Genomic DNA, 14,383 nt, shown 5'->3' on the forward strand with positions numbered 1-14,383 from the left:
GGATTGGTTCAACCCCGATTAATGAAACACAAGCGTTTTGATAACGACAGGCAATACCTTGCCCTCCGCAATCGGCTTGCCGATGTCGATATAGTCGCCGTTGTCGACCTGCACGCTGTCGATGCAGACGACATCCTTCTTGTAATCCAGCAGGGCGTACAGCGTCTGTCCCAGCACCTTCGCCATATCGTGATGGACAATCACGATCAGCGGGTACTCCCTTTCCAGCAGCTCCGCCATGCCTTCGCGCAATCCGTGCGCATACTTCTGCACCTCTTGGAAGCTTGGACTCTTCTTCCCTTCCAAGGCGATGGCGACCCGCTGCAGATCATTGTTCAGCTTGAACCAGTTCAATTTGTCGGCGATCGCCTGAGCCAGCGCCTCGGCGCTCCCCGATTCATCCGCCGACGCAAGCTTCAGAATCGGAATGTTTTTAATCGGGAAGCTCTCTTCCGTGTAGGTAATCGTGCTTCCGCTAATCTCAGTCGTATGGGAACCGGCCCCCACGACGGTGGCCCGGATGGTCTCGGCCGATCGCGCCACGGTCATCTGCTGCGTCAACGGGGAAGCGGCAATCGCTCTCCCAAGCAGAATTCCGATATCTCCATACTGGAACACATCGCCCGCCGCTTCCTGGTACACGTAGTCGGCCACCCCTCCGGAGAAGGAGATGCACGGTATGTCCCGATCCAGCTTCAGCCCTTTGTTGGTGACGATCGTGTCGTAGAAATCGCCCGGAGGCCGGAGCCCGACGCTTTCCTCGAGCAGCTTCACCATCTCCCCGATGATCGGCTCCAACGCGGCCGGTGTCACCTGCTGCCCAAGAGCCAGCTGCAATCCCCTTCGTTCCGCAAGCTGCTTGATCTTCGGCGCGATATACGTAATCTCGTGCGTCCGTTGGTCGACCTTGATTAGGCGGCCCCCGATGTCGAGACATCCCGTGTCCAGCAGCTCCCCAGCGGCGAACAAGGCCAGATTGCTGGTCCCGCCGCCAATGTCGATATTGACGATGGACGTTGAATGCTCTTTGGAATACGTATGGGCCCCCGCGCCTTTGGCGGCGATGATGCTTTCCAGGTCCGGGCCTGCGGTGGCGACCACGAAGTCTCCGGCGAAGCCGCTTAGCGACTGCAGCACTTCATTGGCGTTATCCTTGCGGGCCGTCTCGCCGGTAATGATGACAGCGCCGGTCTGGATTTCTTCCTTGCGGATACCGGCTTTCCGGTACTGCTCTTGCACGAACGTCTGGATTTGCCCGGCGTCGATCCGGTTGTCGGCCAGCACGGGCGTGAAGCAGATATCGCTCCGGTAGACTACTTCTTTGTCCGTAATGACCAAGCGGGGCACCGAAAAGGACGATGCCAGGTTCTGAATATGCAGCTTCGACAGCACGAGTTGGGTCGTCGAGGTTCCCATATCGATGCCAACGCTTAGCAATTGCTCGTTCACGTCTCTCCCCCCCGTCGCTTGATACACATATATGCACGCAAAAAGGCTTAAAGTTATATCCCCCTCCCGCTTGGCGGGAATGGGTAACCTTAAGCCTCTTTGCTTACAGAACTACATCCTTGTAGCCCGATTCATTATTATTTTTTGAAGGTGAACGCCACGGTCGTGCCTCTCAACGGGCCGGACTCGATGTCAAGCTTGCCCTTCAGCTTGTCCTTCACATAGCTGCGAACGATGGACAATCCCAAGCTTTTGTTGGAACCGTCCTTCACGGAGAAGCCCACGCCGTCATCCGCCACGACCACGGTGACCAACCCGCCATCCAGCTGCGCGTTGACCGTAATCATGCCGTCTGAGCAGCAATCTCCAAACGCGTGCTCATAGCTGTTATGCACCAGCTCGCTCACAATGAGCGCGATCGCTACCGTGCGATCGCTGTCCAAGCAGATGCTTTGCGAAGCCGCGATGTTGATTTTGACATTGTTGCAATCGACGAAGCAGCGCTCGATATTCGAAGCGATGAGCCGAATGACGTCAAGCAAGTCCACCTGCGCATCGATCTCCGTCGACAACAGTTCATGGGTCGCCGCGATGGCGAGCACCCGGCTGACACTGTCGTTCAAGCATTTTTTGGCTTCCGGGCTGTCGCACTGCCGCGCCTGAATGCGGAGCAGCGACGCCACGGTCTGCAAATTGTTCTTAACCCGGTGATGAATCTCGCGGATAGCCACCGACTTGGAGACAATCTCTGCTTCCTTGTGCTTGATCTCCGTCACGTCATGCAGGATGACGCCGATGCACAGATCCCGCTCCGCAATGAACAACCGCTTCACCTGATAATAGGAGCCGGCCACCTTCACATCTGTCGTCAGCGGACAGGAAGGAGAGGTGGAGTACTGCTTCATCACGTCGGAGAAAATCGTCTGATCCACCGACAGATTATCATAATGCAGGCCCTGAATATCCTCCAAATAGCCAAGCTTGCGGTAATAGGCGTCCGCCTTCTTGTTCTTCAGCTTCAAAAATCCGCGCTTGTCGAAGACGAGAACGGCATCCTCCAGCTGATTGATGATCGAATCCTTGAACCGCAGCATGGCGGTCAGCATCGAGGACATCTCGCCGTCTTCGTATTGCGATCCCGTCACATTGAAGTGGGCTTGAATATTGTCGCTCACATCTTTTTCATAGATGACGACCGCAATGACGCCGTCTTGGTTTTTGATGGGATACACCGTTTGCCGGACGAGATGATTTTCCTGCGTGTTGGCGATGAGACCCTGCGACATGATTCCGGTCTCCAGCGTTCTCAGAACGCCGGGCTCATTCTCGCGCAGCGCCTTCTCGCCCTCGACGGGGTGCTGATACAGCGATTTGCCGTCATCCGGACGGCGGTGGTACACCACGATCGCCTCATTGCCCACGCCGGACAGGACATCGATGAACACATCATCCTTCACCTCGGACGATTCGAATGACTCGGCTATCTCCGTCAGCCGGACAATATCCGACTCCGTCAGTACCGTGTGCCGCTTGCACAGCCGCCGAATCCGTTCTTTGATCTCAATCATAGGAAATGACGATGGTTGTTGCAATTTCGATCATCGGACACCGTCGATCCATACTAAGTTTGCGCAGGGTCTGATAGGCTTCCTCTTCGGTGCAGCCATTTTCCTTCATCAGAATCCCTTTCGCCTTTTCGACTGCTTTCCGCTCTTCCATCTTCTGCGACAGCTTCGAAAGATTTTGTTCCAGCTTGCGTATTTCCTTGCCTTTGGCTATGGTCACTTCAATCATGGGGATGAACGACTTTTCATCGAGCGGCTTCACCAGATAACCAAGCGCACCGATAGAGGTTGCTTTTTCAATCGTCTGTTTGTCGCTGAATGCGGTCAGAAGAATAACTCCGCCCGCCAGCTGCTCTGAAATGATTCGTTTACCCGCCTTCAACCCATCCAGGATGGGCATTTGAACATCCAGGATGACCAGGTCGGGCAGATGCTTTTTGCATAATTCGATGGCTTCAAACCCATCAGAAGCTTCGCCTACTACGTTGTAGTCCGCCTCTTCCAGCATCTCACGAATATCCATTCTTGTAATAGGTTCGTCGTCGACTATTACAATTTTTCCATTCATGTATCATGCACCTCAATGTCGATATTTGCTTGTATCTGGCTAACCGCCTACTCCTCCAAGTATGCCCGAAGAGCGTCCACTCCCACATCCTCCATCGTCGAGACCTCGAAAATGCGCTCTGCACCCGCCGCCTGCAAATAAGCTCTCGCTTGCGCGATATCCTCATCCGTCCGGGCGAGCTCTGTCTTGGTCACAATTCCTATGACCGGCTTGGCGAAGACCGTCGCAAAGGCCGGCGGAAAATAGCTTTCTTCATTTGTGCAATCTTGCACAAGCCCGATGACATCGGCGTCAACACTCGAGACAAGCAGCATCTTGTACAAATAACGGTTCTCGATGCACTCCCCGGGCGTATCGATCGCTTGGTCGAAGGTCTCCACAGCTTGTGTCTTTTTGTAAGCAATCTCTTGGCCGTGCAGCCATTGGCACAGCGTCGTCTTGCCCGAGCCGGTGCTGCCGGCGAAAATGATGGTCTTCATGTTCGCTTCTCCTACGTTCTCGTAATCTTCGCAGCCGAGAAGCCGAGAATGTTATGCAGTCCCAGCAGAACTTCGTTCACGGCCGATTCCACGGATGAGACATCGCCTGTAATGACGAGCGATCCGCTGAAGCGGTCAACGAAGCCGATCTGCACGCCGGCCGCCTTGGTCGCGATGTCCGCGCCAATAATGGAGGCTTCGCTTGGCGTGATGGTCATAATGCCGATGGCATCCTTCGCTTCGCTCCCCAATCCCAGCTTCTTGTAAATATCCGGGTTCGGGTTCGCGATAATGTGAGCCAATGTGACCTGCTTCCCTGGCACGTACTCCTGAATGACGCGTTGTTTTTCGTTATGTTGGTCCATACTCTCATCACTCATTTCTTGTGAGAAACAACATCAAATAGCCATAAAAATACATAAAGACCCCTTAAAAGTTCACGTGGAATTTTTAAGAAGCCTCTTCGCTTTGATCGTATGCAACACGCCTTTGTGTTACTTTTACTATACTTTGTAGCTGCAAACGTTGTCAACCTGAATACGTATGGTATTTATTTGATTGCTTAATATTGAAACATTTTGTTCAAAATTTCGATAACGTCGGAAGCGGCCGGAACGCGCGGATTCGTGGCCGTGCAGCCGTCCTTGAGCGCTCCCTCGGCAATTGATGGGCTCATCTCTTGCAGCAGCGCTTCGTCCACGTTGCATTCCCGCAGCGATTGCGGCATGCGCAATTGCTTCTGCAGCTGCTTGATCGCTTGAACCAGGCTGCGAACGCCGCTCTTCGGATTCGGTGCCGACAGTCCCAAGCACTTGGCAATTTCGGCGTATCTGACCGCCGCGGCGTTGCTTTCCTCTTTGCCGTAGCCCGGCTTGTAATCGGCATTGAATTCAATCACATGCGGCAGCAGCAGCGAATTCATGCGCCCGTGCGCAATCTTGAACTTCGCTCCGGCCACATGGGCGATGCCGTGATTGAGGCCGAGCGACGCGATATTGAACGCCATGCCTGCCAGACAGGAGGCATTGTGCATTTTCTCCCGCGCCTCCAGGTCGTTCCCGTCCTTGTGCGCTCGCGGCAAATACGCAAAGACGAGCTTGATCGCCTTCTCTGCCAAAGCGTCGGAAACATCATTCGCTTTCGTGGACACATACGCCTCGATCGCGTGGGTCAGGACATCCATCCCCGTATCGGCGGTGATGAAGTCCGGCACGCTCTTGACCAATTCCGGGTCCAGAATCGCTTCCTGCGGCAGCATGTCATCGGACACGAGCGGGTATTTGATGTTCTTCTTCTTATCGCTAATAACGGAGAATGACGTCACTTCCGAGCCCGTTCCGCTCGTGGTCGGAATCGCCACGAACGGCATATCGTGCTGATCTAATATTTTTTGGGCGAAAATCTTCATCGCCTTGGCCGCATCGATCGCGGAGCCGCCGCCGATCGCAATCATCCGATCAGCCTGGAACGCGCCGAGCGCTTCGACGCCCTCCGTCACGATCTCGATTGGAGGATCGGGCACGATGTTGCTGAAAATGTATTGCTCATTGCTCTCATGCAGCCGTTCGAACAGCATGTTAATCATCCCCGACTTGACCATGAACGGGTCGGTGACGATGAAGATTCGTTGATTCCGCCATTCCATCAGGCGATCCAACGCGCCTTGCCCCAGATAAATGTCGGTTTTCATCGATATTTTGTCCATAACAGGCACCTCCAATGAAGTAGTTTGCAATAAAAAAAGAGACTTTTAAAAGAACGGATTCCTTTAAAAGCCTCTTCGCTTATGATATAGGTGCACGCCATTGTGCAACTCGCCATCATTCAATTGTCTACCATCACTCTACACCGTGAAGCGGACATTCGTCAACCCGTCCGATCACGGCTGCCGCTATCGGCAGGCAGTAAAAAAAGGGACCTGCACGCCATTGTGCATCCGTTCCTCGGCCTTGAAGAACGTCCCGCTTGCCAAGCTATACTTCATCGTATCTGTTCGGCGGCGACCACCCGGCTGTGCCGACAACAGTGTCGGCTGCCTTCCTGGAACCTAAAAAAAGCCTAGCGAGGCGGTTATCGTCACTAGACTTGTAAACCAGCCACTTTCGCCTCGAAATGACTGGTCCTTCAAAGTTACTAGGCAAAAGACCTGACTTAAGACCGTGAATTCGGTCTATCACAGTGGCGGGACCGCGTTGGATTTGCACCAAACTTCCATTGCCTATAACTTCTTCTGTTGTGCATGACGTGAATGGGCGTCCATTCGACACCATTATAGCACAAAAAAGGGGATTGGCAAGAGGGCGCGATCACACGAAATATGTTACTAAAAGAAGTACCCGTTCATTTACATTTGGCCGAACACAACGGCGAATCGTCGCTCGACTCAAACGTAGAATGAAAAATAAGTAGAAAATTGATCTAATTTGTCGAATATGTGGAATCTATGATATCGTAGAGAAAGAAAAAATCCACATTCTCAAAGAATAGCATCAATAGATGATGGAGACACGATACAGAATGAAAGAGGCGCATCATATGTTTAATGAGATCGAAAAAGAAGCAGTTTATAATGTCATTTATAAAAGAAGAGACATTCGGAATTTTCTTCCGAATCCTGTACCTAAAGAGATTATCGACCGAATTTTACAAGCGGCACACCATGCACCCTCTGTAGGATTTATGCAGCCATGGAATTTCATTATCGTGGATTCTATGGAAGTCAAAGAGAGATTAGCTTGGGCGACAGAAAAAGAAAGACAAGCTTTGGCGATTCATTACGAAGAAGAGCGCGCTACCCAATTTTTAAGTTTAAAAATTGAAGGAATTAAAGAGGCGCCCTTAACGATCTGTGTCACCTGTGATCCAACAAGCGGGGGCTCGCATGTACTAGGACGAAATTCGATTCCGGAGACGGATATTCTTTCTACAGCATGTGCAATCCAAAATATGTGGTTAGCGGCGTGTGTAGAAGGTTTAGCCATGGGATGGGTAAGCTTTTACAAAAAAAATGATGTTCGAGATATTTTGCAAATACCTCCGCACATTGACCCTGTTGCTTTAATTTCCATTGGATATACGGACGACTACCCCTCTGCTCCCATTTTAGAACAAGTGAAGTGGGAAAAACGAAAATCTCTTGAAAATCTAATATTTCATAATAAATGGGGAAAACAATAAGCGAATTGCGCAAAGTACAGCCCGTTCTCCTCATACGGATAGTCCGTATGGGCGAAGTTCACGGCTCGACCAACTTGCGGCTGTGTTAGCAGTAGGCCACATTCATCGTAGCTGTACGTCTCCGTCAGTTTGCCTTTCGGTTCCTGAATCCCAATAATGTTTAAGATTGAAAATGGCTAAAATCGCGGCTTCGATTTTGCGATTATCTTGCCTGCCAACCGCTGTAACCTTGATTGTTAAATGGATTCTAAGGTATACTTTTCTCGCCAGTATATCGTTGTAAGGGAGTAAACACCATGGAAAAAGTTCTCATTTTCGGACATAAAAATCCAGACACAGATACGATTTGTTCTGCCATTGCATATGCAGATTTGAAAAGACAATTGGGCTTCGAAGTCGAGCCGGTTCGCCTCGGCAGCGTGAACGGTGAAACGCAGTTCGCCCTGGATACGTTCCAAACGGAAGCGCCGCGCCTGGTAGAGACCGTGGCCAACGAAGTGAACGGCGTTATTCTCGTCGATCATAACGAACGTCAGCAAAGCGCCAACGACATTGATCAAGTTCAAGTGCTGGAAGTGATTGACCATCACCGCATCGCGAACTTCGAGACGAGCGGTCCGCTGTACTACCGCGCAGAGCCGGTTGGCTGCACCGCTACGATCTTGAACAAAATGTATAAAGAGAACGGCAAGACGATGAGCAAAAATATTGCCGGCCTGATGCTATCTGCCATCATTTCCGATTCGCTGCTGTTCAAATCCCCGACTTGCACGGAGCAAGACGTGGCTGCCGCCCGCGAGCTGGCCGCTATCGCCGGCGTCGATGCGGAGAAGTACGGATTGGACATGCTCAAAGCCGGTGCGGACCTGAGCGACAAGAGCATCGAGGAGCTGCTCTCGCTCGACGCGAAGGAATTCACCATGGGCAGCGCGAAGGTGGAAATCGCGCAAGTGAACGCGGTGGACGTGAACGATGTGCTGTCTCGCCAAGCGGAAGTGGAAGCGGCATTGTCCGACATGATCGCGAAGAAAGGCCTTGACCTGTTCGTGTTCGTCGTCACCGATATTTTGAATAGCAATTCCGTGGCCATTGCGCTCGGCTCCAAGTCGGATGCCGTAGAGAAAGCATACAATGTAAGCTTGGAGAACAACACTGCGCTCCTGAAGGGTGTCGTATCCCGCAAGAAGCAAATCGTGCCTGTGCTGACAGACACATTGAGCAAATAAACCCCCACATCCGGATTTTATGCAATCCCCCGGATGTGGACCAATGGACCGGGCCGCGCTTACCAGTGCGGCCCGCCGTTTTGTTTCCTCCCCTACTTCCATTGACATCATCCGCCAGATCGGCAAGGGGGCATCAGATAGCTTCCCTGGATGGAACGAGGTACAAATAGATGTGGAAAAAGTTGTTGTTCCTGCGTAATAAGAAATAGAAGGACATCTTATCCTGTCCCATTGGGATAACGTACATATAAGCCCAGAAGGACATTCTCACCCTGATCTAGTGGGACACGTCGATTCGGTAAGCCTGTTTGGTAAGCAAAATCCTGCTTTAATACAGCAATTCGATATGGACGACTCTACCAGAAAGGGAATCCTGCAAAATTACAGGAATTTCCTCCGCTTCCCTTCGGTTCGGAGCAAAAGGGCCTAAAATGATGTAGATGCGCAGCATTTCCTCGCAATGTGGACTCATTGAACCGAAATTCCTGTAAAATAGCAGCAATTCCCTCCACACGTTCAAGCCACAGGGGGCGATGATGCCTCCAGAAGACGGCGATGTCTCCAGAAAGGCAACGATATCTCTAGAAGGCGATGATTCCCCCAGGTTCCAACACCGTCTCTTGTATCCCGTAAATCAGGCCGTTGAGAAAGTCCATGGGGGCTTTTGGCGATTCATTTTTTATGCGGTGGATCATAAATTTATTAAAAAAACGCCCCCGCCGCGCATTTGCGCGACAAGAGCGTCTTTTCCGGGAATCACAAAAAATAATTCGTAATCGACTGATCGCTGGCCAATATCCCTTCGCTGTCCAGCTTTTTCTTCAAATACTGCTTATCCGATGAAATGAAAACGCTCATAATGAGATCGACGACAAACAGAAACGTGATATGGTTGGACATAAAAGCGCTGTTATTGACCGAGATTTTATCCGGCGCAATAATATCAACCACCGCATTTTCCGTAATCGGCGATGAGTCATAACAGGTGACTGCAACGGTCTTGGCCTGATTGACCTGCGCGATGGAGACGGCATCGATAATCTCCCGCGTCGAACCCGAACGCGAGAAGGCGATTACGACATCCTCGGGACCGCATTGGGAGGCCGCGATTTTCATTTCCCTGCTGTCGTTGATGGCATCGGCATGAACCCCGATAATCGCGAGCCGGTTCTTCAATGCCATGGCCGCGAGGAACGAATCGAACAAGCCGATGAGGACGATTCGGCGCGCTCCCTTCAGCAACTCAACCACTTGATGAAGCTGCTCTTCCCTAATGAGCGCCGAAGTGTTGACGATCAGCTCGTTATAGTCGAGAGCCAGCGCATCAATGACGTTAATCTCGCGTCTCTCTTTCTTTCTGGCCTGCATATCCCGGTAAAACGCATCCTGGGCAAACGCGATTTTAAAATCGTTGAACCCTTTGAAGCCTACCTTTTTGCAAAAACGGTTAATGCTTGTCTCGGATACGCCGATTTCATTCGCGATCGCCGTAATCGTGTTACGGGTGATGAATTCCGGATTGTGTATAACAAAATTGGCGATTTGATTTTCGCCGTATGTTAATTTTTGCGTTTGCGATACAATTTTTGCGATGACCGCCGGAACCTGTGAAGACATGGTACCTCCTCCTGACTGCCAATGGGAAAAATGCTATCCGGTAACCTCGCTAGCACACCCCATTATATCATATCAAGGGAGGCAATGATAAAATCAGGCCAACATCTCTTTCCATTTTTCCGCCCGCCAGCGGAGTTCGCCTGCATCCATCTCCCCCGTCTGAACAAGAAACGCGTAATCGAGCGCATTTGGCAAACAGGGCAGGTCCAGCATCGTCTTGCAGAATGCATGCGCCGCGATTTCACTGCATTTCACCACGCTTGATCTCTTCGTATACCAGCTTCCCAGCTTGAAAATCTCGATCGGCTCCAGCGTCTCATTCGTGAACTGCCCTGCCCGGTATTCCGTATAATGAAAAAACTCATGCGCCAAATGAATATCGATCAGCCGATCCAGCTCCTGTTCTTGCTCCTCGCATCCATTCCCCATCACCGTACGGTACGCCGGCCGCATATCGCGGAGGGACGAGGCATAGATGATAATCGCCGGCGGATTCTTGGCGAAATCAATCTGCGCGCGGAAGCTGACGTTATGGAATGTGCCGGACTGGTTCGTCACTTCATACTGCAAGCCTTCCATCTGACACAGCTCCCGGATGGACTTGCCCTTGTCCTTGTAGGCAGCCGCCGTCTCTCTGCCCCACTCCAGCGACATGTTCACATAGTACGCCATTCGATCCTTCGGTATTTTGTGGAAAAGGGGGTCCTGCTCCAGCTCCGCGCACGCCAGCAACTCATCGGACCCTTCCTCTTCCGTTAAGCGGCAGATAACCTCGTCCGGCATACCTTCCCCTCCTTACTGATAGGCAACGACGATCAGTTCTTCTTCCTCTGTCAGCATCTCCGTCTCGATCTCGAGAATCGACATCAGTTGCTCCTTCGTCTGCATTCCGGTCAGATCAAGCATCTTCTCCCGATAAAAGACGAATACCTTCGGTATCGTCGCGTTCGCGTCGGAGTAAATCGTATTGTCATCCAAAAAATCTTGCAACCGGCCCCCGAACCGGGCCTTGGTCACCTTCGTGAAGTGGACGTTCCCCTTCTTGAACCGGACGACGCCTTCCCGATCGAGCACGCTCACATAGGTCGTCTTCTTCTTGATCAGGCCGAAGAACGATTTCTTCGTCTCCTCGCAGGCGAACAGGCTCCAGCGTCCGCATTGGGATGCCAACTTCATGCTGTCCGCCGGCTGATCGACCGAGCTGGCGGCGATGGCAGCCAGTTCCTCGACAGACAGCGCTTGCTGGCCCAGATCTTTGGAGCGAAGCTCTGTCGAGCCGGTAGCGACTGCCCGCAAAATGTTTTTCTGGCTGTCGATCTCGATCATTACCTCGACCGTGTCCTCGCTGGCGCCAGACTTGACGATGCGCTCGACGATCTCGGACCGAATGCGCTTGATGTCCTCTTCCGTCGGATTCACGACGGTTCTCTCCAACTGTTCCTTCACCATCGCCAGGGCGACGCCGATGGTCGACACGTAAGGCGCGTTATTCGCGATCTGGAAGCGGAACCGCTCCCGCTCCGCCATCGCCGGGACGAGCACGGCCCCGCTGCCGCCGCCGCCGATCAGCGTCACGAACGAACGGTCCAGCTCATAGTCCTCGATCATCTCATTGACGGTCTTCATCGTCTTGTCGATCGCGATATTCATCACCTGTCTGGCGGCCTCCTCGACGCTCAGGCCGATATGGGCGGCAAGGGCTTCCCATGCCCGCACGGCCGCTTCCTTGTTCCCTCGTGCGTAATCGCCTTCCGGAACATAGCCGAGAATGTTAGCCGCGCCGGCCAGCGTATAGGAGAATTCCTTGCCGCTCTCACACTCGCAAATGATATATTCGGCCGGATCCCCTTCCCGCGGGCTGACGAACTTGACCTTCGGATTGACGATCTGCTCCGTCGGGGCGAACGCCTCATATTCCTTGCCCGCAATATGGGCGCTTCGCGGACCGACGTCGATGATTTTCCCGTTCGCCACCTTAATCATGCTTCCGCCGGCAATACCCAGCGTCCGGACATCCAGGGACTGCAAGTAGGTCCGGTGGCCGCCGACCTGGGCATTCTTGATCATGACCTTCCCGTTCTTGATGACGGAAATATCGACGCTGGTGCCGCCGACCTCGAAAAAGATGCCGTCCGACACCTTCTCATACATCAGCACGCCGGCAACACCGGCGGCAAGTCCTGACAGCATCGTCAAAATCGGACGCTTGCGCACCTCGTCGATACTCATAACGCCGCCGTCGCAGCGCATAATCATGAGCGGAGATTGAATATTCGCGTTTTTGACGGATTTCTCCGTCATATTTGCTGTTTCCATCATTTTCGGAATGAGAGACGCATTCACGACCGCTGTTCTTGTCCGTGTTTTGAGTCCGTACAGCTGGGAGATTTCATGCCCCCCGGTAGCATACATGCCTTTGCGGTTCGCTATCTCGACGACACGAAGCTCATTAGCCGGATCATCAACGCTGTACGCCTCGGAAGCAACGATCACCTCCGCCCCCTGCCGCGCAAGCTCGTCAATCGCGGCTTCGATGTCCTCGTCCCGCAAATTTTTGGAATCCAGGTACGTGTGATAGGTCTTCAAATATTTGCCCGGCGCCAGCTCGATGTCCCCGGGATTCGACTCCGAGCGTGCGCTCATGCCGTCAAGGCCAGAACCCATGCCGATAATGCCAACACTGGCAACATCCCCTTCCAGCAAGGCGTTCGTCGCTTGCGTCGTCCCGTGGGCGATAAAGGTCACATCGTCCGGAGCAATGCCCTCGCTCTCCAAAATCCGCTTCAATATTTGCACAATTCCCTTCGCCACACCTTCTTCGTCATGATGTGTCGTCGGAATTTTCATCTTCCCGATAACCTCGTACGTCTCATTGTCAATGACGGCCGCATCCGTGAAGGTGCCTCCGACATCAATCCCAACTCTTACTTTTTTTCTCTCCATCGTTCTCCTCCTGCGGCAACGGGCGGACACTCGCAAGTCTCCGCCCGGATTCTATCTTCTTCTAAAAGACCATGAATGAACCCAACACCATCGAAATCAGCACCGCGACCATCATCCAAGGAAGCGTCTTTTTCAAAATATCGTTAATGTCGCTCTTCGTAAAATCCGCAACCCACACATTATGCGAGTTAGTCGGGTCGGATACGGCCTGCACGTTGCTGACGACGCGCAGGGCCAGCATCGCCGCGACCGGAGTCATGCCCGCCGAGACGAACAGGGCGGCAATACCGCTGCCCAATCCCCATACGTTCAGCGGCCCGCGGTAGATGGCGAGCGGAGACAGCAGCGTGAAGAACAGAATGTACATCAGCGGGCTGGTCGGCAGCACCGCTTCAATCAACGGGCTGATCAGCGCCGACACCTGCGGCGCCATAACGGAATTCAACAGGATTCCGATGCCGATCATGAGTGCCATCGCGCCAGCGACGTCCTGAATCCCTTCCACCAGCGCGCTGGACAGGACATGAATCGGCCGCTTCGGCCAGGTCAGCAGAATCGTAACCAACGCGCCGATGACCACCGCCGGTACGATATCGAGCTTGAACGCAAAGACGAGAATGACCGGTACAAGCGGGCTAATAAGCGCAAAGGCAGGCACTTTTTTGCCTTCTCCACCGGAAGCCGTCGGCATCGCCCATGCTTTGCGGCCTTTGCCGTCCCGCCGGATGTAGAAAATAATCATCGCCAACGATACGAGAATGAGCGGCAGCGCGGCGACCAGCGTATAATCCGCAATCGTCTGAACCGAGAGGCCGAGCACATCGACATAGACGGCCCAGTTGGAGACGTTGAACAGCGCGCCGACGCCGACGGCGGAAATGACGACGATAGATGCGACGAACTGGGAAATGCCCGCCGTCAGCATAATCGGAATGACGATCGTACCGACCAGGATGACCATGCCCAGTCCGCCGGCCGCCGAGAAAATAATAGATGCGGTTGCGAAAAACAAGACCGCGATCAGCACCGGCTTGTCGCCTGCAAGCTCGGCCGCTTTGCGGATAATCGACTTGGTAATGCCGACTTTATTTAAGATTTGCCCGAACCAGGCCCCGAACACCAAGCCCGCAATAGCGCCGGATAACCTCATCGCGCCGGATGACAGAATCGTCTTGGCAATCGTGGTCGCCTCGGGATCGTTCGACATCCACGGCACGCCGGCGATGACAGCGAACAGAATCGCCATCAAGGGCAGGGCGAGAATGGTCGGAAGCTTCCGGGTCATCATTAACCCGACGAACACAAGAAAGACAAGTAAAATGCCGATGGCTTGAACCCACATTAACGATGTCACGATGA

The 14,383-nt window shown here is 52.9% G+C and carries 13 protein-coding genes and 1 riboswitch; of the genes, 3 read left to right on the forward strand and 10 right to left on the reverse strand.

Features of this window, described 5'->3' with window-relative positions:
* Nucleotides 1-18 precede the first annotated feature (18 nt).
* The 6 genes from eutA to DQX05_RS23865 form a co-directional block, all read right to left on the reverse strand.
* Nucleotides 19-1,449 (reverse strand): ethanolamine ammonia-lyase reactivating factor EutA, encoded by a 1,431-nt coding sequence (gene eutA / locus DQX05_RS23840; RefSeq protein WP_119795873.1) that lies wholly within the window; start codon nucleotides 1,447-1,449, stop codon nucleotides 19-21.
* 137 nt (nucleotides 1,450-1,586) lie between these two features.
* Nucleotides 1,587-3,008 carry a sensor histidine kinase gene (locus tag DQX05_RS23845; RefSeq protein ID WP_397335957.1) on the reverse strand — a complete coding sequence of 474 codons (1,422 nt, stop codon included), beginning with the start codon at nucleotides 3,006-3,008 and terminating at the stop codon, nucleotides 1,587-1,589.
* A 1-nt stretch (nucleotide 3,009) separates the two neighbouring features.
* Nucleotides 3,010-3,582 carry an ANTAR domain-containing response regulator gene (locus DQX05_RS23850; protein WP_119795875.1) on the reverse strand — a complete coding sequence of 191 codons (573 nt, stop codon included), beginning with the start codon at nucleotides 3,580-3,582 and terminating at the stop codon, nucleotides 3,010-3,012.
* A gap of 47 nt (nucleotides 3,583-3,629) precedes the next feature.
* Nucleotides 3,630-4,061: a EutP/PduV family microcompartment system protein gene (locus DQX05_RS23855; protein ID WP_119795876.1), complete on the reverse strand. Its 432-nt coding sequence runs from the start codon at nucleotides 4,059-4,061 to the stop codon at nucleotides 3,630-3,632.
* Nucleotides 4,062-4,072: 11 nt separating this feature from the next.
* Nucleotides 4,073-4,426 carry a BMC domain-containing protein gene (locus DQX05_RS23860; RefSeq protein WP_165643470.1) on the reverse strand — a complete coding sequence of 118 codons (354 nt, stop codon included), beginning with the start codon at nucleotides 4,424-4,426 and terminating at the stop codon, nucleotides 4,073-4,075.
* Between the two features lie 197 nt (nucleotides 4,427-4,623).
* A complete protein-coding gene (locus DQX05_RS23865) occupies nucleotides 4,624-5,766 on the reverse strand; it encodes a 1-propanol dehydrogenase PduQ (RefSeq protein ID WP_119795878.1) in 1,143 nt (380 codons plus the stop codon).
* 382 nt (nucleotides 5,767-6,148) lie between these two features.
* Nucleotides 6,149-6,300, reverse strand: a riboswitch (adenosylcobalamin (AdoCbl) riboswitch).
* Between the two features lie 296 nt (nucleotides 6,301-6,596).
* Here DQX05_RS23865 and bluB point away from each other — a divergent pair.
* From bluB to DQX05_RS31075, 3 genes are all read left to right on the forward strand, one after another.
* A complete protein-coding gene (gene bluB / locus DQX05_RS23870) occupies nucleotides 6,597-7,238 on the forward strand; it encodes a 5,6-dimethylbenzimidazole synthase (RefSeq protein ID WP_119795909.1) in 642 nt (213 codons plus the stop codon).
* Nucleotides 7,239-7,534: 296 nt separating this feature from the next.
* On the forward strand, nucleotides 7,535-8,464 hold the full coding sequence (locus DQX05_RS23875; protein WP_119795879.1) for a manganese-dependent inorganic pyrophosphatase: 930 nt from the start codon (nucleotides 7,535-7,537) through the stop codon (nucleotides 8,462-8,464).
* A gap of 43 nt (nucleotides 8,465-8,507) precedes the next feature.
* Nucleotides 8,508-8,663, forward strand: a complete 156-nt coding sequence (locus DQX05_RS31075) for a hypothetical protein (protein ID WP_182914884.1) — start codon at nucleotides 8,508-8,510, stop codon at nucleotides 8,661-8,663.
* 557 nt (nucleotides 8,664-9,220) lie between these two features.
* Here the strand turns inward: DQX05_RS31075 and DQX05_RS23880 are convergent.
* The 4 genes from DQX05_RS23880 to DQX05_RS23895 form a co-directional block, all read right to left on the reverse strand.
* Nucleotides 9,221-10,081 (reverse strand): MurR/RpiR family transcriptional regulator, encoded by an 861-nt coding sequence (locus DQX05_RS23880; protein ID WP_119795880.1) that lies wholly within the window; start codon nucleotides 10,079-10,081, stop codon nucleotides 9,221-9,223.
* 93 nt (nucleotides 10,082-10,174) lie between these two features.
* Nucleotides 10,175-10,864 (reverse strand): hypothetical protein, encoded by a 690-nt coding sequence (locus DQX05_RS23885; protein ID WP_119795881.1) that lies wholly within the window; start codon nucleotides 10,862-10,864, stop codon nucleotides 10,175-10,177.
* A 12-nt stretch (nucleotides 10,865-10,876) separates the two neighbouring features.
* Nucleotides 10,877-13,024 carry a hydantoinase/oxoprolinase family protein gene (locus DQX05_RS23890; protein ID WP_119795882.1) on the reverse strand — a complete coding sequence of 716 codons (2,148 nt, stop codon included), beginning with the start codon at nucleotides 13,022-13,024 and terminating at the stop codon, nucleotides 10,877-10,879.
* Nucleotides 13,025-13,085: 61 nt separating this feature from the next.
* On the reverse strand, nucleotides 13,086-14,378 hold the full coding sequence (locus tag DQX05_RS23895) for a citrate transporter (RefSeq protein WP_259392198.1): 1,293 nt from the start codon (nucleotides 14,376-14,378) through the stop codon (nucleotides 13,086-13,088).
* Nucleotides 14,379-14,383 lie beyond the last annotated feature (5 nt).

Source organism: Paenibacillus thiaminolyticus, from assembly GCF_003591545.1.
Taxonomy (GTDB): Bacteria; Bacillota; Bacilli; order Paenibacillales; family Paenibacillaceae; genus Paenibacillus_B; species Paenibacillus_B thiaminolyticus_A.

Coding starts and splice junctions, on each gene's coding strand:
- DQX05_RS23850 (WP_119795875.1), bottom strand. CDS start 3,582: ATGAATGGAAAAATTGTAATAGTCGACGACGAACCTATTACAAGAATG.
- DQX05_RS23855 (WP_119795876.1), bottom strand. CDS start 4,061: ATGAAGACCATCATTTTCGCCGGCAGCACCGGCTCGGGCAAGACGACG.
- DQX05_RS23860 (WP_165643470.1), bottom strand. CDS start 4,426: ATGGACCAACATAACGAAAAACAACGCGTCATTCAGGAGTACGTGCCA.
- DQX05_RS23865 (WP_119795878.1), bottom strand. CDS start 5,766: ATGGACAAAATATCGATGAAAACCGACATTTATCTGGGGCAAGGCGCG.
- bluB (WP_119795909.1), top strand. CDS start 6,597: ATGTTTAATGAGATCGAAAAAGAAGCAGTTTATAATGTCATTTATAAA.
- DQX05_RS23875 (WP_119795879.1), top strand. CDS start 7,535: ATGGAAAAAGTTCTCATTTTCGGACATAAAAATCCAGACACAGATACG.
- DQX05_RS31075 (WP_182914884.1), top strand. CDS start 8,508: ATGGACCGGGCCGCGCTTACCAGTGCGGCCCGCCGTTTTGTTTCCTCC.
- DQX05_RS23880 (WP_119795880.1), bottom strand. CDS start 10,081: ATGTCTTCACAGGTTCCGGCGGTCATCGCAAAAATTGTATCGCAAACG.
- DQX05_RS23885 (WP_119795881.1), bottom strand. CDS start 10,864: ATGCCGGACGAGGTTATCTGCCGCTTAACGGAAGAGGAAGGGTCCGAT.
- DQX05_RS23890 (WP_119795882.1), bottom strand. CDS start 13,024: ATGGAGAGAAAAAAAGTAAGAGTTGGGATTGATGTCGGAGGCACCTTC.